Consider the following 18403-nt stretch of genomic DNA (forward strand, 5'->3'; position numbering starts at 1 on the left):
CCGCGTGTCGCGCGGGCGCGTGAGCCGCGTCTCGCGCGGGCCTGCGGGCGCCTGAGCCGCGTGTGCCGCGTCTCGCGCGGGCGCGGGGCGTGAGCCGCGCGGCGGGGCGTGCGGGCCGCGTCTCGCGCAGGCCTGCGGGCGCCTGAGCCGCGTGTCACGCGGGGCGTGCGGGCGCGGGGCGTGCGGGCGGGTGTTGCGCGGGGCGGGCAGGGCGTGCGGTCAGACCTTTTCGGCCGCCACGCCATGGAAGCGGTATGGCATTGCAAATGCCATACCGACCGATCCGCCGCCACGGATCACGGCGCCGACGCCGGCCCCAGCCGGCACCCCGGACCTCCGGGGCTCGGCCCGCCGCCGCCCCGGTGCGCGCCCGCCACACGCGCGTGGCGGGCGCGTCCGGCCGGCGGGGGCCGGAGCCGCGTGCGTCAGTGCTGCCGGACGAACGCCCGGCCCCGGTGGCCGGCGTCGGCGGAGCAGGAGCGCTTCTCCGCGTCCGTCATCTTGCGGGACTTCACGACGACCGCGTTGTTCCGCCCGTCCGTGCCGTTCTTGGCGGGACCGGTGATGGTGTCCTGCCAGAACCAGTAGTAGTGCCCCCACTTGGGGTCGTCGTAGTGGGTCTGCCAGGTGCCGGAGACCTTCTGCATCACCTGGGCGCGGGAGATCCAGCCCACCTCGCCGGGCTTGACCGTCATGGTGAGGGAGCTGCTCTCGGAGTGGGTGCTCGACCAACTGTGGCTGTAACTCGCCGTCACGCTGAGGTCGACCATGCCGGCGATCTTGCCACCCGCGGTGACGGAGACGCCGAGGGAGTCGGTGGAGCCGACGGTGTCGTCCCAGGACATGGTCTGCGTGGTGTCCGAGGTGCTGCAGTTGTAGAGGGAGTCGGACACCTGGCGGAACTCGCCCAGGTACGCCTCGCCGATCCTCGGCTCGTTGAACGTGCACTTGCCCAGGCCGGACGCGCAGTCCGCCATGAGTTCCTGCCGGGTGGGCCCGTCCCCGGCGGCCGCCGCGGGCAGCGCGCCCGCGACCGTGATCCCGCAGGCCGCCACCGCCGTGGCGAACGCCCGGCCGCCGTACCGCGTGACGCGGTTCTTCGTCATTCTCCGTACCTTTCACGTGCATGGGGGGCCGGCGCACGGGACGGGCACGGCCCACGCCCGGACGCCGCCTGGTGCGGCGCCGATTGTTGCCGACGGGCCACCCCAACCCCTCTGCGCAGACAGCCGAGTTGGCCGGAAGTGCACTACGGGGGGAAGCCCCACCCCGGGTCGGGGAGCCTGCCGGATGGGACCCGGCCCGCGGCTCGGCGACGCTTTTCCCATGACGCGAACCACGACCCGCCCCGCCCTGTCGATCGCCGCTCTCGCCACGGTGCTGCTCACGGCCACCACCTCGGTGGCGGCCGCCGCGCCGCCGCGCCCGGAGGGGCGTGTCGCCGCTCCCCCCGAGCTCGCCTGGGGGCCCTGCGCGCTGCCCGGGGCACCCGCGGAGCAGGAGTGCGCGAGGCTCCCCGTACCGCTCGACTACGACGACCCCGGCGGCCGGCAGCTGACCCTCTCCGTGACGCGGCTGCGCAGCACCGACCCCGCCGCGCGCCGCGGCTCGCTGCTGCTGATCCCCGGCGGGCCCGGTGGCTCCGGGGTGCGCCACCTGGCCGTGAAGGGCGCGACGCTGCGGCAGCAGGTGGGCGGGGCGTACGACCTCGTGGGCTTCGACCCGCGCGGCACGGGCGGCAGCACGACCGCGAGCTGCGGGCTGGACGAGGAGGACCGCCACCTGGTGACGCTGCGCTCGTGGCCGGCCGCCGACGGCTCCATCGCGGACAACGTCACCCGTTCCCGCCGGGTCGCCGAAGCGTGCGACCGCAACGGCGGAGCGGTCCTGCGCAGCCTGACCTCGGCGAACCAGGTCCGGGACATCGACCGCTTCCGGGAGGCGCTGGGCGAGGAGCGGCTGTCGGCGTGGGGCGTGTCCTACGGCACCTACGTCGCCGCGGTGTACGCGCAGAAGTACCCGCACCGCACCGACCGCTGGGTCATGGACAGCAACGGGGACCCGGACCCGGCGCGAGTGGGACGGGGCTGGCTGGCGAACATGGCCAAGGGCGTCGAGGACCGGTTCCCCGACTTCGCGCGGTGGGCGTCGGCGGCCTCGACCCCCGAGGAGTTCCGCCTCGCCGACGACCCCGCCGCCGTACGCCGCCTGTTCCTCGACCTGGCCGCCGCTCTCGACCGCGCACCGCGCGAGTCCACCACCCCGGGCGTGCCCCTCACTGGCAACCGCCTGCGCCAGGCCCTCCAGAACGCCCTGACCGGCAACTCCTTCCAGGGGCTGGCCCGCCTCATCACGTCGGCCCGGGACCCGGAGGCCACCCCGGTCCTCACCCGGGACATCGCCGGCGCCCTGCCGGACGAGGATGCGGCGATCAGCATCGCGGTCGTCTGCAACGACGTCCGCTGGCCCGCCCCTTCGGTCCCCGCCCACCAGCGCGCCGTCACCACCGACCGCGCCCGCCATCCCCTGACGGCCGGCATGCCGGTGAACATCACCCCCTGCTCCTTCTGGAAGCACGCCCCCGCGGACCGCCCCACCCGCCTGACCGACCGCGGCCCCTCCAGCATCCTGATGATCCAGAACCTCCGCGACCCCGCCACCCCCCACTCCGGCGCCCTCCGCATGCGCGCGGCCCTCGGCGACCGCGCCCGCATGGTCACCGTGGACAGCGGCGGCCACGGCGCCTACCTGAACACGGGCAACGCCTGCGGCGACCGCACGGTCACGAGGTACCTCCTGACGGGCGAGCGCCCGGACCGGGACATGCTCTGCGCGGCCGACTGACGCCGCCGTTCCCCGCACCGACTTCTTCCCCAGTGCTGTGCCGAGAAGGAGATCTCCTGTCCCCCAGGCTGCCACCGGAGGTATACATGATCCACAGTCCGCCGACATCCGGCGGAAGGATGGCAGCGTGGTGGTCAAGGGGGTTCACACGTGCCGCTCGTAGCAATTCAACCGTCCTACGGAAACCCGATCGCAAGGCGTCATTGGGCCGATACCCTCGACAGGGAAGTACCTTTCACCACGGGCCAGTACGCAACGGCATTGTCCGGCCAGCAGCTCGATGCCCTGCGAGAACTCCATCCTTCAGGAGCCGCTCGTTTCTGGGGAGCAACCGCCGTACAGGACAAGAACATGGCACGTCTCCGTACCGGAGACGTCGTGCTCTTCACAGGTAAGAATCTCGTGCGCGGCATAGGAGAAGTGGGGGTTACCTTCCGCAATTCGGCGTTCGCCGACACCATGTGGACGCCAGATCGTTTCAAGGGCAGCTGGTGCAACGTCTACAGCCTGCTCTCCTTCCGGCACACGGAGATCCCCTACTCGGAGATCTGGGACCTGCCGAGCTTCAACCCAGGGGACAACTTCATGGGTCTGCGGGTGCTCGAGGGTGACAAGGCCGACGAGATTCTGGAAGGGCTGGGGATCGGCACCGTCACGGAGACTGCCCGCAAGCTTGCCCGCGACACTCAGGTGGCGAAGGCCATCGCTTCCGGCACGTTGGTCGTACCGGTGGAAGGGGTGCACACGTCGAACACGGCTTACCGACGTGACGACCGAGAGATACAGGTACGCCGTGCTGAAGCCCTCTTGGTGAGCGAGTACAAGGCCACCCTGAGGGGCGTCGAGATCAAGCGCCTGCGCACGCCGTCCGGCATCACCGATCTGCATGTGACGGGGCCCGACGGAACAGAGGTCATAGAGGCGAAGAGCAGTGCCGATCACGGCTACGTGCGCGCGGCGTTGGCGCAGCTTCTGGATTACGCACCGCACAGCCCACAGCCTGCGGACCGACTCAGCGCGCTCTTCCCTGTCCGCCCGGCGGTCAGGGAAGTCTCACTGCTGCACCGTTATGGAATCGACTGTCTCTACCGAGCAGCCCCCCATGTTTTCGAGCGTCTCGGAGCACCGGACGGTGCCCGCGCTCACATGCGGGCGGTGTGGGCGGTCGGCTGACGCGGTACCGGCGCCGTACGCGGCATGCTGCTCAGTTCGCACCTCCGCCGGGACACCGGTGACCGTCCCGCATTTCCACCGGCAGGTTGGGAACCCACCTGTCGGTCTGGGCGGCGGGGCTGCATCACAGCGTCGCCGCCCACGCCGCCGCCTCCTCCACCGTCCCCGCGACCGGGACGCCCTCCGGGGCCGGGGGGCGGCGGACGATCACGACCGGGACGCCGGCCTCGCGGGCGGCCCGGAGTTTCGGGGAGGTGGCCGCGGCGCCGCTGTCCTTGGTGACCAGGACGTCGATCGCGTGGCGGCGCAGCACCTCGCGTTCGCCGGGCAGGGTGAAGGGGCCGCGGTCGAGGAGGACCTCCAGGCGGGGCGGGAACGGCGGCTCCGGGGGGTCCACCGAGCGCAGGAGGAACCAGGCGTCCGTCACGTGGGCGAAGGACGCCAGGCCCATGCGGCCGGTGGTGAGGAAGATGCGGCGGCCCAGGGCGCGAGCCGCCTCCGCGGCCTCCTCCAGGGTGTCCACCGGGTGCCAGTCGTCGCCGTCGACCGGGGCCCACCCGGGACGGCGGAGCACCAGCAGGGGAACATGGGCTTCGGCGGCCGCCCGGGCCGCGTTGGAACTGATGGTGTCCGCGAAAGGATGAGTGGCGTCGATGACCGCGTCCACCTGGTGCTCGCGCAGCCAGCGGGCGAGGCCCTCCGCGCCGCCGAAGCCGCCGATCCGCACCTCGCCCGGGGGCAGCCTGGGGGCGGCGACGCGGCCCGCCAGCGAGGTCGTCACCCGCGCGGTGCCGTGGAGGGACTCGGCCAGGCGGCGGGCCTCGGTCGTGCCGCCGAGGAGGAGTATGTGCACGGTGACGGTCCATGGGTGAGGCGACGGGTGGGCGTAGTGCGCAACTCAAGCACACCGGGCTCCGGGCCGGCTGGACCACCGGGGCCTGCGCCACGGCGGCCACGACCGCCGCGTACACGGCGCTGCTGACCGGGGAGTTCCCCGACCCGGTGAGCATCTCCCTGCCCAAGGGGCAGACGCCGGCCTTCGCGCTCGCGGCCGAGAAGCTCACCGGCTCGTCCGCCATGGCCGGAATCGTCAAGGACGCCGGGGACGACCCCGACGTGACCCATGGCGCCCTGGTCAGGGCCACGGTGCAAAAGCTGCCGGCGGGCGCCGGGGTGGTCTTCCGGGCGGGCGCCGGCGTCGGGACGGTGACCCGGCCCGGGCTGCCGCTGGAGGTGGGCGAACCCGCGATCAACCCCGTCCCGCGGCAGATGATGCGCGAGCACATCGCGCGGGTCGCCGCCGCGCACGGCGGCACCGGGGACGTCGAGGTCACCGTGTCCGTGGACGACGGCGAGGAGATCGCCCGTTCCACGTGGAACCCCCGCCTGGGGATCCTGGGCGGGCTGTCGATCCTGGGGACGACCGGGATCGTGGTGCCGTACTCGTGCTCGGCCTGGATCGACTCGATCCGGCGCGGTGTGGACGTGGCCCGCGCGGCGGGCCGCACGCACGTCGCCGGCTGCACCGGCTCGACGTCCGAGAAGACGGTCGTGGCCCTGTACGGGCTGCCCGAGGACGCGCTGCTGGACATGGGCGACTTCGCGGGGGCGGTGCTCAAGTACGTCCGCAGGCACCCCGTCGAGCGGCTCACCATCTGCGGCGGCTTCGCCAAGCTGTCGAAGCTGGCCGCCGGCCACCTGGACCTGCACTCGGCGCGCTCCCAGGTCGACAAGGGGTTCCTGGCCGGGCTCGCCCGCGCGGGCGGCGCCGACGAGGAGCTCGCGGCGGCGGTGGCCGGGGCCAACACCGGGCTCGCCGCGCTCCAGCTGTGCGCGGCCCGCGGCGTACCGCTGGGCGACCTGGTGGCGCAGGCCGCCCGCGACCAGGCACGGGACGTGCTGCGCGGCGCCCCGGTCCGGGTGGACGTGGTCTGCATCGACCGCGCCGGGAACGTGGTGGGCCGCAGCGCCGTCGCCTGACGGCCCGGCCTGTCCAACGGCCGCCCCTCCCGGCCCGGTGCGGACCCTACGGCCCGTCCGCCCGGTCCGTACGGTCAGTCCGGCCGTACGGTCCCTCCGTGTCCACCCGGTCGTACGGTCCGCCCGGTCCGCCCGGTCCGTACGGCGCGGGCGCGGGCGGGAACGGCCTCCGCCCTCGGGGAAGCGGCGCAGGTGCCCAGGTCACCGGGGTGTGGAGGACCGACCGCGGTCAGCAGACGTGCCGGTCGCGCTCCGGCGAGTACAGGTGGCTGTCCCGGAACTGGGTCGCGCCCAGCGTGCGGCCCACGATGATGACCGCCGTGCGCGTGATGCCCGCCTCCTTCGTGGCCGCCGCGATGTCGGCGAGCGTGCCCCGCAGCACGACCTCGTCCGGACGGCTGGCCATGGCGACGACGGCGGCGGGGCAGTCCTCGCCGTAGTGCGGCACCAGCTCGGCGACGACCCGGTCGACGTAGCGGGCCGCCAGGTGCAGCACCAGCAGCGCGCCGCTGCGGCCCAGCGTCGCGAGGTCCTCGCCCTGCGGCATCGGCGTGGCCTGCTCGGCGATCCGCGTCAGGATCACGGTCTGGCCCACGGTCGGGACCGTGAGCTCCCGCTTCAGCGCGGCCGCCGCGGCGGCGAAGGCCGGTACGCCCGGGACGACCTCGTAGGGGATGCCGGCCGCGTCGAGCCGCCGCATCTGCTCGGCCACGGCGCTGAAGACGGACGGGTCGCCGGAGTGGAGCCGGGCGACGTCGTGCCCCTCCTCATGGGCGCGGACCAGCTCCGCGGTGATCGCGTCGAGGTCGAGCCGGGCGGTGTCGACGAGCCGGGCGTCCGGCGGGCACTCGGCGAGCAGCTCGCGCGGCACCAGGGAGCCCGCGTACAGGCACACCTGGCAGGAGGCGAGGGTACGGGCGCCGCGCACGGTGATGAGGTCGGCGGCGCCGGGGCCGGCACCGATGAAGTAGACGGTCATCGTGAAACTGCTCCAGGCTTGGTTACGGACCATTGCGTGACCGGCATGGCCTGGCGCCAGCCGGTGAAACCGCCCACCGGGACGGCGTGCGCGACCGAGAGCCGTACGAGCTCACCGCCGTACCGCCGGTGACGATCGGCGAGCACCGCCTCGGACTCGAGGGTCACGGTGTTGGCGACCAGCCGCCCGCCCGGTCGCAGGGCGTCCCAGCAGGCGTCCAGCAGCCCCGGGGCGGTCAGGCCGCCGCCGATGAACACCGCGTCGGGCGCGGGCAGCCCGGCCAGGGCCCGGGGGGCGTCCCCGGTGACCACCCGCAGTGCGGGCACGCCCAGCACGTCCGCGTTGCGGGCGATGCGGTCGGCGCGTCCGACGGAGCGCTCCACCGTGATCGCGCGGCAGGAGGGGTGGGTGCGCATCCACTCGATGCCGATCGAGCCGGAGCCGCCGCCCACGTCCCACAGCAGCTCGCCCGGCGCGGGCGCGAGCGCGGCGAGCGTCGCGGCGCGCACGTGCCGCTTGGTGAGCTGGCCGTCGTGGTCGTAGGCCTCGTCCGGCAGACCGGGCACGGCGCCCAGCCGCAGCGCGCCGGCGGAGCGCACGCACGTGACGGCGATGACGTTCAGGGGGTCGCCGGGCGGGTGCGGCCAGGTGTCCGCGGTGCCGGACAGCCGGTTCTCGCGCTCCGAGCCGAGCTGCTCCAGCACGTCCAGGCGGCTGGGCCCGAATCCGCGCTCGCGCAGCAGCTCCGCCACCTCACCGGGCGTCCGCGCGCCCGCCGCGAGGACCAGCAGCCGCCGCCCGTCGTGCAGCGCGGCGGCGAGCGACGCGAGCGGCCGGCCGACCAGCGTGACGGTGGTGGTGTCCTCCTGCGGCCAGCCGAGGCGTGCGCAGGCGTACGAGACGGACGACGGGTGCGGCAGGACGTGCAGCCGCTCGGGGCCGACGGTCTCGGCGAGGGCGCGGCCGATCCCGTAGAACATGGGGTCGCCGCTGGCCAGCACCGCGACGCGGCGCCCGGCGTGCTCGCCGAGCAGCCGGGGCACGGCGGGGCGCAGCGGCGAGGGCCAGGCGACGCGCTCGGCGCGGCAGGCGTCCCCTGGGAGGAGGGCGAGCTGCCGGTCGCCGCCGATGACGACCTCGGCGCTGGTCAGGGCGTCGCGGGAGGCGTCGGCGAGACCGGCCCAGCCGTCCGCACCGATGCCGACGACGGTCACGGGGACGGTGCCCGGGGCGACGGGCGGTATGGGGCTGCTCACGGGCCGGAACCCTACCCGGTGGTGTCCGGGGCCCCGTCAGGGGCTTTCCGCAGGCGTTCCCATGGCTTTTCCGTCGGCGGCGCTCCGGCGGCGTCCCTGCGGCGTCCTCGCGGTGCTCCGGCGGCGTCCCCTGCAGCGCTCCGGCCGCGCTCCGGTGGCTGCTTCGGCGCGGGTTCGCCAAGGTGGAGGAGCGGCCGGACGGAGCCGCCCCGGGGCCCGCGCGGTGGTGGGGCGCGAACAGGCGGATCGCCGCCGGGGAACGGCCCGCGTCCCGGGAAGCGAGAGGTGTGAGCACGATGCAGTTCGGCATCTTCACGGTCGGCGACGTGACGCCCGACCCGGCCACCGGCCGTGCCCCGACCGAGCACGAGCGGATCCGGTCCATGGTCACCCTCGCCCTCAAGGCGGAGGAGGTCGGGCTGGACGTCTTCGCCACCGGCGAGCACCACAACCCGCCGTTCGTGCCGTCGTCCCCGACGACGCTGCTCGGGTACGTCGCCGCTCGCACCCGCCGGCTCGTGCTGTCGACGTCCACGACCCTGATCACCACCAACGACCCGGTGAAGATCGCCGAGGACTACTCGATGCTCCAGCACCTCGCGGACGGGCGCGTCGACCTGATGCTGGGGCGCGGCAACACCCCGCCGGTGTACCCGTGGTTCGGGCAGGACATCAGCCAGGGCATCCCGCTCACCGTCGAGAACTACGGGCTCCTCCACAAGCTGTGGAGGGACGAGGCGGTCGACTGGAAGGGCCACTTCCGTACGCCGCTGGAGGGCTTCACCGCCACGCCGCGGCCGCTGGACGGAGTGCCGCCGTTCGTCTGGCACGGCTCCATCCGGTCCCCGGAGATCGCCGAGCAGGCCGCGTACTACGGGGACGGCTTCTTCCACAACAACATCTTCTGGCCCCCCGAGCACACCCGGCGGATGGTCACGCGCTACCGCGAGCGGTACGCGCACTACGGCCACGGCGCACCCGAGCAGGCCATCGTGGGCCTGGGCGGCCAGGTCTTCATGCGCCGCCGCTCGCAGGACGCGGTCCGCGAGTTCCGGCCGTACTTCGACAACGCGCCGGTGTACGGGCACGGGCCGTCCCTGGAGGAGTACACCGCCCAGACCCCGCTGACGGTCGGGTCCCCGCAGCAGGTCGTCGAACGCACCCTCGGCTTCCGGGAGGTGGCGGGCGACTACCAGCGCCAGCTGTTCCTGATGGACCACGCGGGGCTGCCGCTGAAGACGGTCCTCGAACAGCTCGACATGCTCGGCGAGGAGGTCGTGCCCGTGCTGCGCGCGGAGTTCGCGGCCCTGCGGCCCGCGGGGGTCCCGGAGACGGCCCCGCCGCACCCGGCCACCCTCCGTCCCGGCCCCGGTCCCGGCCCCGACGCGGGCTGACCGCCCCGCAGGCCGCCCGGCCGGCGCCCGCCGGAGCCGCGGCAGCGGTCGGAGCCGCACCGCCTGTCGGAACCGTCGAGCCGCCCCGGCGCCGCCCCGGTGCCGCTATTCGTGCGTGTAGAACACGTAGAACGCCGCGCACGCGACCCCCGCGCCGACGATCAGGGACACCACCGCCACCGTGAGGACGCTGTTGCCGCTCAGGCCGTAGAGCCAGCCGACGGCGAGGCCCGCCAGCGAGCCGAAGGCCACCGCCCGCAGTTCGCGGGGCAGCCGGCCGCGGTAGCGCCACAGGAGGTGGCACAGGACGCCGAACACCACGCCGCTCACGACACCGAGCATCGCCTGCCCCACGGTGATCACGGCGCCTCCGCGCTCGATGTTCTGCGCGTAGAAGCCGTAGAGCACCGCGAGGACGAGCGGCACGATCCAGCCGGCGCGGCCGCGGCCGCGGTTGCGCGTGCCGCCCGCGGCGCCCGGGGCGCCTTCCACCGAACGGCGGTGCCGGCCCGGCAGCGTGGCGTGTGCGGACATGGCGAGCTCCTTCCCGCTCGTACCCCCTCGTCCCCATCGACCACGCCCGACTCCGCTCGGCCCCGCGCGTGCCCTCCCCGTCACCTCACCCTCACCTCAGCGCACACCCGGCACCGCGGTCCGGCAAGTGGATCAGCCGGCGGCCGCGCGGGAGGGGGGCGTGCCAGAATTCCCGGGTGCTCCGCCCCCGTCCCGCCGCCGCCCGTCCCGCCGGTGCCCGTCCCGCCGGTGCCCGGCCCGTCGGCGTGGTGCTCGCCGGCGCGGTGCTCGCCGGCATCACCGCTGTCGTGGGGTGCCGCGTGGTCGGGAGCGACGCCGTCACGCCCGTGCCGCAGCTCCTGTCCTTCCTCCCCTGGCTCGCCGTGCCCACGGCGGTCTGCCTCCTCGTGGCGCTCGCCGCCCGCTGCCGGGTCCTGGCCGGCTGGGCGGCCGTCCTGCTCGCCGTCACCGCCTGGTACAGCCGGCCGCACGGACCCGAGTCGACCCCTGCCGACGGCCGCCCGGTCGCGGCGCCACTGCGCGTCCTCGCCGCGAACGTCGAGTTCGGCGGTGCGACGCGGGAGTTGCTGCGGGTGATCCGCCGCGAACGGCCCGACCTCGTCTTCGTCACGGAGTGCGACCCGGCCTGCGTCCGGACCCTGGGCACGGCGTACCCGCACCGCGCGCAGGTGGCGGGTGAGGGCTCCACCGGGTCCGTGATCCTCAGCGTCCACCCGCTCACGCCCGGGCCCGCCCTGCCCTCGCTGATGGGCATGCCCGGCGCCACCGCGCGGATCGCCGGCCGCGAGGTGCGGCTGCGGCTGGCGCACCCGATGCCTCCGCTGCCCGGGCAGGTCGCCGTCTGGAAGCGGGAGCTGGGGCTGCTGCGCGACGACGCCGCCCGGCACGCGCGCGGCGGACCGCTCCTGGTCGCCGGGGACTTCAACGCCACCCAGGACCACGCCGCCTTCCGCGCCGTCCTCGACGCGGGCGCCCTGCACGACGCCGCCCGCCTCGCCGGGGCCTTCCGCACCCCCTCGTGGCCGCAGGGGGCCGGGCTCCTGCCGCCGTACGCGCAGATCGACCACGTGCTGGTCGGCGGGGACGACCTCTCGGTGCGCGGCGCCCGCTTCCTCGACGTGCCGGGCACGGACCACCGCGCCCTGCTCGCCGACCTCGACCTGCACGCCCGCCGCTGATCCGGGAAGGTGGAGGGCATGGGCAACGGACACCACGGCATCGCACCCCATGGCACAAGAACCCCCGGCACCTGATCCGCCGGCACCCCACCCACCGGCACCCCACCCACCGGCACGGGATCCGTCGGTGACGCGGTCCACCGAACCCCCGGCCGGTGACACGGCGGGCGCGCCCGGCACCGTACGGCCGCCCGGCACCGTAGGGCCCGGCACGACCCGGCCCGGCACCGTACGGCTCGCGCCGCCCGAGTGGCTGATGCGCGGCCTGCGGCCCGAGTCCGCGCCCGTCCCGTGGGCGGCCGTCGCCCGCGCCGCGGTGGCGCTCGCCGCGCCCCTCGCGGTCGGCATCGCGGTCGGGCGGCCCCTGTACGGGGCCCTGGTGTCCATGGGCGCGCTCTCCGGCGTGATCGGCGACACCGCCGACGCCTACCGGATGCGCGTCTTCAACATCGCCGTTCCGCAGCTCTTCGGTGCCCTGGGCGTGACCCTGGGCACGCTGGTCCATGGCAAGGGCCTGCTCGCCGTCGCGGTGCTCACCCTGATCGCGCTCGCCTCCGGCATGATCTCCTCGATCGGTGCCGTGGCGTCCGTGTCCGGGCTGCTGCTCCTCCTCAACGCGGTCGTCGGCGCGGGCCTGCCGATGCCCAGTCCGTGGTGGACGGCGCCGCTGCTGCTGATGCTCGGCGGGGCGGTGGTCCTCGCGCTCACCCTCCTCGGGTGGCCGCTGCGCGGCGGCGTGCCCGAGCGCCGGGCCGTCGCCGCCACCTACCGCGCGGTCGCCGACCTGCTCGCCGCGGCGGGCACACCGGCGTACGACGAGCTGCGCCCCGCGGTCACCCGGTCCCTGAACACCGCCTACGACCTGGTGCTGGCCCGCCGCGCCCGCGACCACGGCCGCAACCCGACGCTCGTGCGCCAGCTCGCGCAGCTCAACGCGGTGATCCCGATCGTCGAGGCGGCGCCCGCGGCGCACCAGCGCGGCCGCCCGCTCCCCGCCGCGGTCCCGGCGGCGGTGCGGGAGCTCGCCACGGCCATCGAGACGGACGCGACCACCGATACGAACAGGGCCGCAGCGACGGACGGGGCCACCGCGACGGTGCCGGCCGGACTGCCCCACCCGGCCGGCCCCTCCGAGCGGGCGGTCGACCACGCCCTGCGCCACGCCGCGACCGTCGTCAGCAGCGCGGAGCCCGACCCGTACAACGTCGACGACCGGCTCGGCCGACCCGCCGCGCTGGGCGTCCGGATCCGCCGCACCACCCGCAACGTGCTGCTGTCCGGGGCGTCGTGGCGGTACGGCCTGCGCCTCGCGCTGTGCATCGGGACCGCCCAGTCCCTCGTCTCGCTGATCGCCGTGCCGCGCTCGTACTGGGTGGCCCTGACCGTCACCTTCGTCCTGAAGCCCGACTTCGGGTCGGTCTTCTCCCGCGCGGTGCTGCGCGCGCTCGGCACCGCCGGCGGCCTGGCGATCGCGGCCGTCGTCCTCGCCGAGGTGCCGCGCGGCTGGTGGGACGTGCCGGTGATGGTGGTGCTGGCCGCGCTGATCCCGGCGTTCTCCGCGAAGGGCTACGCCTTCCAGACGGCTGCCATCACGCCCGTGATCCTGCTCCTGTCCGACTGGCTGAACCGGGAGGGCTTCGGCCTCGTCCTGCCGCGCCTGTACGACTCCCTCCTCGGCTGCGCCATCACCCTCCTCGCGGGCTACCTGCTGTGGCCGGAGAGCTGGCACACCCGGATCGGCGACCGCCTCGCGGACACGGTCGCCGACACCGCGCGCTACGTGGTCCGCGCCTTCGGCCCGGACGCCGGCCACGACCGGTCCGCACGGCTGCGGGCCCGCCGCCGCCTGTACCGGGACCTGTCGACGGTCCGCACGGAGTTCCAGCGCGCACTGACCGAACCACCGCCCACCAACACCCGCGCCGCCGCCTGGTGGCCCCTGGTGGTGGCCGTGGAGCGGATCGTGGACGCCACGACGGCGGCCCGGGTCCGCGTCGACCACGGCGCGGCGCCGCCCGCCCCGGTCGAGGTCTCCGACATCGAGGGGCAGCTGCGCGAGCTGGCCGCCGGACTGCGCACGAGCCACGTCCTGGTGGAGGTGCGGGCGGAGCTGGAGGGCGACGACGAAGGGGTCCTCGCACCCCTGCGCCAGGAGGTGCGGGCGGCCCGCGCGATCGCCTCCCCACAGCCCTGAGCTGCGCGGAGCACGGCGCCGGAGGAGAGCCCTCCGGGCGCCCTCACCCTTCTCCCCCCGCCCGACTACGATGCGCACGATCCACGCGTGCAGACCCGCTCCTGATCCACCGCCACATGACGTGCCATCCAAGGACATTCGCCATGCGCAGCAGCACTCCCCGGGGGCTCCAGCCCAATGTCCTCGGCACGGGCGACACCATCGTGATGGCCGTGGCCGGGAGCGCCCCCGCGTATTCGCTGGCCGCCACCACCGCCGTACTCGTCGGCGCGGTCGGCCACGCCGCGCCCGCGGCGCTGCTGTACTGCGCGGTCCCGATGCTCGGCATCGTGCTGGCCTTCGGCCGCCTGGGCCGGATCGACGTCAGCGCGGGCGCCGGCTACTCCTGGGTGGGCCGTACGCTCCACCCGTTCCTGGGCTTCCTGTGCGGCTGGGCGCTGGTGGTCGCCGCCACCCTGTTCATGGTGGCCGGCTCGCTGCCCGCCGGCCAGCTGACGCTCGCGCTGTTCGACCCGGCGCTCGCCGCCGCCACCGGCCCGGCCACCGCCGTCGGCGCGGGCTGGTTCCTGCTGATGCTGCTGGTGGTGCTGGGCGGCGCCCGGCTCACCGTACGGGCGCAGCTCCTGCTGACCGCCGTGGAACTGCTGATCCTGCTGCTGTTCCTGGCCGGTGCGCTGCTGCACCGGGGCGCCGCGGCCGCCTTCGACTGGTCGTGGCTGGGCCTCGGGCACTTCGACGGCGTGTCCGGGTTCGCGTCCGGCGCGCTGATCGCCGCGTTCTACTACTGGGGCTGGGACGTCACCAGCAACCTCAGCGAGGAGACCCGCGACAGCCGGCGCACCGCGGGGTTCGCGGCCCTCGTCGGCCTCGGCGTGGTCTTCCTCCTCTTCGAGGCGTTCACGATCTCCGTCAACGTCATCCTCGGCGCCGGCGAGGCCGCCTCGGGCGGCGCGAACGTGCTCGCCCTGCTCGGTGACGCGATCTGGCCGGGCGGCGGCGGCAAGCTGCTGGTGCTGGCGGTGCTGCTGTCCACCGTCGCGACCCTGGAGACCACGCTGATCCAGGTCACCCGGTCGCTGTTCGCGATGGGCCGCGACCGTACGATGCCCGCCGCGCTCGGCACGGTGCACCGCCGCTGGAACACGCCGTGGGTGGCGATCGCGGTGGTCGGCGCGGTGGCGCTGGCCCTGTTCGCGGCGGCGACGGCGCTCGGGTCCGTGGGCGACATCCTGCGCGCGGCGGTCCACGCGATGGGCCTGCAGATCGCCTTCTACTACGGGCTGGCGGGGGTCGCGGCGGTGGTGGCGTACCGGGGGGTGCTGCTCGGCTCGGTGCGGGAGTTCCTGCTCGGCGGGGTGTGGCCGGTGCTGGGCGCGGCGTTCATGTTCTGGATCTTCTTCGAGTCGCTGGGCGAACTGAGCGGCGCGTCGGTCGCCGTCGGGCTCGGCGGACTGGGCGCCGGGCTCGTCCCGATGCTCTGGTACTGGCGCAGGGGCAGCGCGTACTACCGTCCGGCCCGGCTGGACGCGGCGCGGGCGCTGGCGGCGGCCGACCCGTACGCCGTGCCGGGGCAGCGGCGCGGCGGCGCCGCGGGCGAGCCGCTGGCGACGGACTTCTGATGGGGGCCGCGCGCCGCCGCCCGGCCAGGTTCCGGCCGGACTTCGACCCGGACTTCGGCGACCGGGCGCTGACGGACGCCCGGCACGACATCGTTATCGGCCGCTGGCAGGGCGTGCGGGACCTGCTGGCGGCGACGGGCGAGGACTGGCCGCGGCGGACGCAGCGGCTGCGGCTGCTGGCCCACGCCGCGGCCGGCAGCGGCGTGGCCGAGGCGTGGCGGGCTGCCGAGCCGGACCACCCGGACGCGGCGGTGCTGCGGGCCGCCACCGAGGTGGTGCGGCTCTTCACCGTGGCGATCGCGGCGGGCCGCGGTGCCGCGGTGGACCGGGCGCGGCTCGACGCCACGGTCATGGCCTGCCTGACGGCCGCCGACGCGCGGCCCGCCGACCCCATGCCGTGGGTGTCGCTGCTGACGGTGGCGCGGCTGTACGAGGGAGGCGTCGGGCGCCGCCGGCTGCGGGGCTGGTGGGACGAGTTGCGAGCGCGCGACCCGTACAACCTGGAGGGCCACATCCAGTTGCTGCGCTACTGGTCGGCGCGGTGGCACGGCACGCACGGCGCGATGTACGACCTCGCGCGGGACGTGGCGGGCGCGGCGCCCCCCGGCTCGCCCCTGCCGGTGCTGGTGCAGGTCGCGCGGGTGGAGGAGTTCCGGTACATCGCCGAGGGCGCCCAGGGCCGCGGTCCGGTGCGCGGCTTCGACCAGCACTGGAAGCACGAGCTGGCGGTCACCGAGGTGCGCCGCACGCGCGAGCGGTGGATCGGCGGGCGGCAGCCCGGACCGGTGCGGCCGGAGGAGGTCGAGCCGTTCAACTACCTGACGCACGCGGCCGTCCACGCCGGTCTGCCCGAGGTGTACGGCGAGCTGTTCGGGCTGCTGGGGGCGCGGGCGGCGTGGGTCCCGTGGGCGTACACCGGTGACCCGGCGGAGCAGTACACGAGGTGGCGCGGGGGGACGGCCCGCGCCACCTCATGACTCCCCCGTGATTCAGACGCCGATGTTCCGGCCGTCCTTGCGGTACACGGCGACGACCGCCGGGCGGACGATCCTGCCCGGGCCGTCGGGCCACACCGAGGCGGGCTTCTCGACGGACGCGCCGTCGACCTCGCCCGGGTGCTGCACGGCGACGACGACGCGCCGCTCCTGGATGATCGGCCCACAGGTCTCGGCGCCGGCCGGCACGGTCAGGAACTGCTTGAGCTCACCGCGCCGCTCGCCCTGGGTGGCGACGGCGAACAGGCCGTCGTGCGAGCCGAGCTGGTTGCCGTCGGTGGAGATCCACAGGTTGCCGTACGGGTCGAAGGCGACGTTGTCCGGGCAGGAGATGGGGCTGACGGCATCCTTCGGGTAGCCCGCGAAGTAGGTGGCCGGGTCGTCCGGGTCGCCCGCGACGAGGAACAGCCGCCACGCGAACCCGTCCGAGGCCGGGTCGTCCCAGTGCTCGGCCAGTTCCAGGATCTGTCCGTGCTTGTTGAGGCTGCGCGGGTTGGCCTCGTCGGCGCCGGGCTGGCCCGGCTTGCCGCGGTTGGAGTTGTTGGTCAGCGCGACGTACACGCGGCCGGTGCGCGGGGACGGCTCGACGTCCTCCGGGCGGTCCATCTTGGTGGCGCCGACCTTGTCGCCGGCCAGGCGCGTGAAGACGTACACCTCGTCGGCCGTCATGCCGGGGACGTGGCTGACGTCGCCGGTGGCGAGCGGGATCCACACGCCGGAGCCGTCGAACTCGCCGTCGTTCGGGAGCTTGCCGGTGCCGTCGATGTCCTGCGGGCTGTCGCCGGTCAGCTTGGCGACGTACAGCGTCCCTTCGTCGAGCAGCGTCAGGTTGTGCTCGCGGGCCCGCCGGGAGCTGCCCTTCATCATCCGCTTCGACGAGACGAACTTGTAGAAGTAGTCGAACCGCTCGTCGTCGCCCATGTAGACGACCGGCCGGCCGTCGGCGGTCAGGCGCGGCTGGGCGGCCTCGTGCTTGAAGCGGCCGAGCGCGGTGCGCTTGCGGGGCGTGGACTCCGGGTCGTACGGGTCGAGCTCGACCACCCAGCCGAAGCGGTGCGGCTCGTTGGGCTCCTGCCGGACGTCGAAGCGCTTGTCGAACCGCTCCCACTTGCGCTCGGTGGCGCCGGAGCCGATCCCGTACCGCTTGTCGGTGGCGGACGAGCCGTTGGCGAAGTACTGGTTGAAGTTCTCCTCGCCGTGCAGCGTGGTGCCCCACGGGGTGGTGCCGCCGGCGCAGTTGTTGAGGGTGCCGTGGACCGTGCGGCCGGCCGGGTCGGCGCTGGTCCTGAGCAGGTCGCTGCCCGCGGCCGGACCGGTGAGCTCGAACGCGCTGGTGGCGGTGAGGCGGCGGTTGAGCGGGTGCCGCGTGACCGGCGTCAGCCTGCCGGAGCGGTGCTCCTCCTGCACGACGACCACGGACAGGCCGTGCGCGGCCCAGGCGATCTCGACCTGCTCGCGGGTCGGGTTCTCGGGGTCGTACCCCTTGAACATCAGGTTTTCGTCCGTGTACTCGTGGTTGGCGACGAGCACCTGGCGACCGTACTCGCCGCGGAGCGGCAGCAGGCTCAGGAAGTCGTTGTTGTAGCCGAACTGGCCCGCCTGCGCCTTCGCGGTCTGCCGGTCCGCGTCGAAGGCCGGCGCACCGCGCAGGATGGGCTCGCCCCAGCGGATGACGACGTTCTGCGCGTAACCGTCGGGCACGGTGACCTTGTCGTCCCTGTTGGGCGCGACGGGGGCGAAGCGCAGCCCCCGCGCGCCGCCGGTGCGGCCGCTGGTGCGGCCGGCGGCGCGGGGCTCGGCGGCGACCGCCTGCTGCCCGCCCTGCAGGGCGACGGCCGTCCCGGCGGCCGCGGCGACGGTCACGGCGGCGGCGGTACGCATCACGGAACGGCGCGACAGCGCCCCGGCTATGACGTCGCCGACGTACTCGTTGTCGCTGGTGTTGGGCACCTCGTGGAAGCAGGCGTCGCCGCAGCGGTAGCGGCAGGTGAGGGCGGACCGGCCGCCCCCGTGCGAGTTGGGGCTCAGCAGCGGCAGCAGTCTGCGCACGTCGTCCTCCTGGTGGAATGTGGTACGGCGAGGACGTTAGGTGCGCATATGAGCAGACCGGCGGCGAATAGGTGAACGGTGCATGAATGCGGGTCGTCCGGGGCGGGGTTGACGCGATCGCCCCTTGCCTTTCGGCGCCACACGGGGCGGCTAACCTTACGTGTCCGCCCTGGCCGGGGATGATTCCCGCAGTACGGACATACACGGC

14 protein-coding genes are annotated in these 18403 nt (G+C 74.6%); 8 read left to right on the forward strand and 6 right to left on the reverse strand.

Going from position 1 to position 18403, the window contains the following annotated elements:
* Positions 1–425: 425 nt before the first annotated feature.
* On the reverse strand, positions 426–1106 hold the full coding sequence (locus tag ACIA79_RS18080) for a hypothetical protein (RefSeq protein ID WP_399429281.1): 681 nt from the start codon (positions 1104–1106) through the stop codon (positions 426–428).
* Positions 1107–1326: 220 nt separating this feature from the next.
* Between ACIA79_RS18080 and ACIA79_RS18085 the strand changes: the two genes are divergently transcribed.
* Both ACIA79_RS18085 and ACIA79_RS18090 read left to right on the forward strand, forming a co-directional pair.
* Positions 1327–2844 carry an alpha/beta hydrolase gene (locus ACIA79_RS18085; RefSeq protein ID WP_399429282.1) on the forward strand — a complete coding sequence of 506 codons (1518 nt, stop codon included), beginning with the start codon at positions 1327–1329 and terminating at the stop codon, positions 2842–2844.
* Positions 2845–2994: 150 nt separating this feature from the next.
* Positions 2995–4017, forward strand: coding sequence for a hypothetical protein (locus ACIA79_RS18090; RefSeq protein WP_399429283.1), 1023 nt, complete (start codon positions 2995–2997; stop codon positions 4015–4017).
* A gap of 124 nt (positions 4018–4141) precedes the next feature.
* On the opposite strand, the gene ACIA79_RS18095 is transcribed toward ACIA79_RS18090, so the two are convergent.
* The gene (locus ACIA79_RS18095; RefSeq protein ID WP_399429284.1) at positions 4142–4870 is read right to left on the reverse strand and encodes a cobalt-precorrin-6A reductase; all 729 of its coding nucleotides are present in this window, start codon (positions 4868–4870) and stop codon (positions 4142–4144) included.
* A gap of 11 nt (positions 4871–4881) precedes the next feature.
* On the opposite strand from ACIA79_RS18095, the gene ACIA79_RS18100 reads away from it, so the two are divergent.
* On the forward strand, positions 4882–5997 hold the full coding sequence (locus ACIA79_RS18100; protein ID WP_399429285.1) for a cobalt-precorrin-5B (C(1))-methyltransferase: 1116 nt from the start codon (positions 4882–4884) through the stop codon (positions 5995–5997).
* Between the two features lie 229 nt (positions 5998–6226).
* On the opposite strand, the gene cobM is transcribed toward ACIA79_RS18100, so the two are convergent.
* Positions 6227–6976 carry a precorrin-4 C(11)-methyltransferase gene (cobM, locus tag ACIA79_RS18105; protein ID WP_399429286.1) on the reverse strand — a complete coding sequence of 250 codons (750 nt, stop codon included), beginning with the start codon at positions 6974–6976 and terminating at the stop codon, positions 6227–6229.
* Entirely contained in the window at positions 6973–8232 is a 1260-nt protein-coding gene (cbiE, locus tag ACIA79_RS18110) for a precorrin-6y C5,15-methyltransferase (decarboxylating) subunit CbiE (RefSeq protein ID WP_399429287.1), read from the reverse strand. The genes cobM and cbiE overlap by 4 nt, the downstream gene beginning before the upstream one ends.
* A 296-nt stretch (positions 8233–8528) precedes the next feature.
* On the opposite strand from cbiE, the gene ACIA79_RS18115 reads away from it, so the two are divergent.
* A complete protein-coding gene (locus tag ACIA79_RS18115) occupies positions 8529–9626 on the forward strand; it encodes an LLM class flavin-dependent oxidoreductase (protein WP_399429420.1) in 1098 nt (365 codons plus the stop codon).
* A 105-nt stretch (positions 9627–9731) separates the two neighbouring features.
* Here the strand turns inward: ACIA79_RS18115 and ACIA79_RS18120 are convergent, their stop codons facing one another.
* Positions 9732–10160, reverse strand: a complete 429-nt coding sequence (locus ACIA79_RS18120) for a hypothetical protein (protein WP_399429288.1) — start codon at positions 10158–10160, stop codon at positions 9732–9734.
* A 176-nt stretch (positions 10161–10336) separates the two neighbouring features.
* Here ACIA79_RS18120 and ACIA79_RS18125 point away from each other — a divergent pair, with 176 nt between their 5' ends.
* The 4 genes from ACIA79_RS18125 (at position 10337) to ACIA79_RS18140 (ending at position 16128) form a co-directional block, all read left to right on the forward strand.
* Positions 10337–11338 carry an endonuclease/exonuclease/phosphatase family protein gene (locus ACIA79_RS18125; RefSeq protein WP_399429289.1) on the forward strand — a complete coding sequence of 334 codons (1002 nt, stop codon included), beginning with the start codon at positions 10337–10339 and terminating at the stop codon, positions 11336–11338.
* Positions 11339–11594: 256 nt separating this feature from the next.
* Positions 11595–13532, forward strand: coding sequence for an FUSC family protein (locus ACIA79_RS18130; RefSeq protein ID WP_399429421.1), 1938 nt, complete (start codon positions 11595–11597; stop codon positions 13530–13532).
* A 143-nt stretch (positions 13533–13675) separates the two neighbouring features.
* A complete protein-coding gene (locus ACIA79_RS18135) occupies positions 13676–15151 on the forward strand; it encodes an APC family permease (RefSeq protein WP_399429290.1) in 1476 nt (491 codons plus the stop codon).
* Complete coding sequence (locus ACIA79_RS18140) at positions 15151–16128, forward strand: hypothetical protein (protein WP_399429291.1); 978 nt, start codon at positions 15151–15153, stop codon at positions 16126–16128. The genes ACIA79_RS18135 and ACIA79_RS18140 overlap by 1 nt, the downstream gene beginning before the upstream one ends.
* 12 nt (positions 16129–16140) lie before the next feature.
* On the opposite strand, the gene ACIA79_RS18145 is transcribed toward ACIA79_RS18140, so the two are convergent.
* Positions 16141–18195, reverse strand: a complete 2055-nt coding sequence (locus tag ACIA79_RS18145) for a PhoX family protein (RefSeq protein ID WP_399429292.1) — start codon at positions 18193–18195, stop codon at positions 16141–16143.
* Positions 18196–18403: the final 208 nt, after the last annotated feature.

The sequence above is a fragment of the Streptomyces sp. NPDC051310 genome (assembly GCF_044455245.1).
Taxonomy (GTDB): Bacteria; Actinomycetota; Actinomycetes; order Streptomycetales; family Streptomycetaceae; genus Streptomyces.

Bases quoted from the DNA above. Each gene is read 5' to 3' on its own strand.
- ACIA79_RS18080 (WP_399429281.1), bottom strand. From the start codon at position 1,106: ATGACGAAGAACCGCGTCACGCGGTACGGCGGCCGGGCGTTCGCCACG.
- ACIA79_RS18085 (WP_399429282.1), top strand. From the start codon at position 1,327: ATGACGCGAACCACGACCCGCCCCGCCCTGTCGATCGCCGCTCTCGCC.
- ACIA79_RS18100 (WP_399429285.1), top strand. From the start codon at position 4,882: ATGGGTGAGGCGACGGGTGGGCGTAGTGCGCAACTCAAGCACACCGGG.
- cobM (WP_399429286.1), bottom strand. From the start codon at position 6,976: ATGACCGTCTACTTCATCGGTGCCGGCCCCGGCGCCGCCGACCTCATC.
- ACIA79_RS18115 (WP_399429420.1), top strand. From the start codon at position 8,529: ATGCAGTTCGGCATCTTCACGGTCGGCGACGTGACGCCCGACCCGGCC.
- ACIA79_RS18120 (WP_399429288.1), bottom strand. From the start codon at position 10,160: ATGTCCGCACACGCCACGCTGCCGGGCCGGCACCGCCGTTCGGTGGAA.
- ACIA79_RS18130 (WP_399429421.1), top strand. From the start codon at position 11,595: ATGCGCGGCCTGCGGCCCGAGTCCGCGCCCGTCCCGTGGGCGGCCGTC.
- ACIA79_RS18135 (WP_399429290.1), top strand. From the start codon at position 13,676: ATGCGCAGCAGCACTCCCCGGGGGCTCCAGCCCAATGTCCTCGGCACG.
- ACIA79_RS18140 (WP_399429291.1), top strand. From the start codon at position 15,151: ATGGGGGCCGCGCGCCGCCGCCCGGCCAGGTTCCGGCCGGACTTCGAC.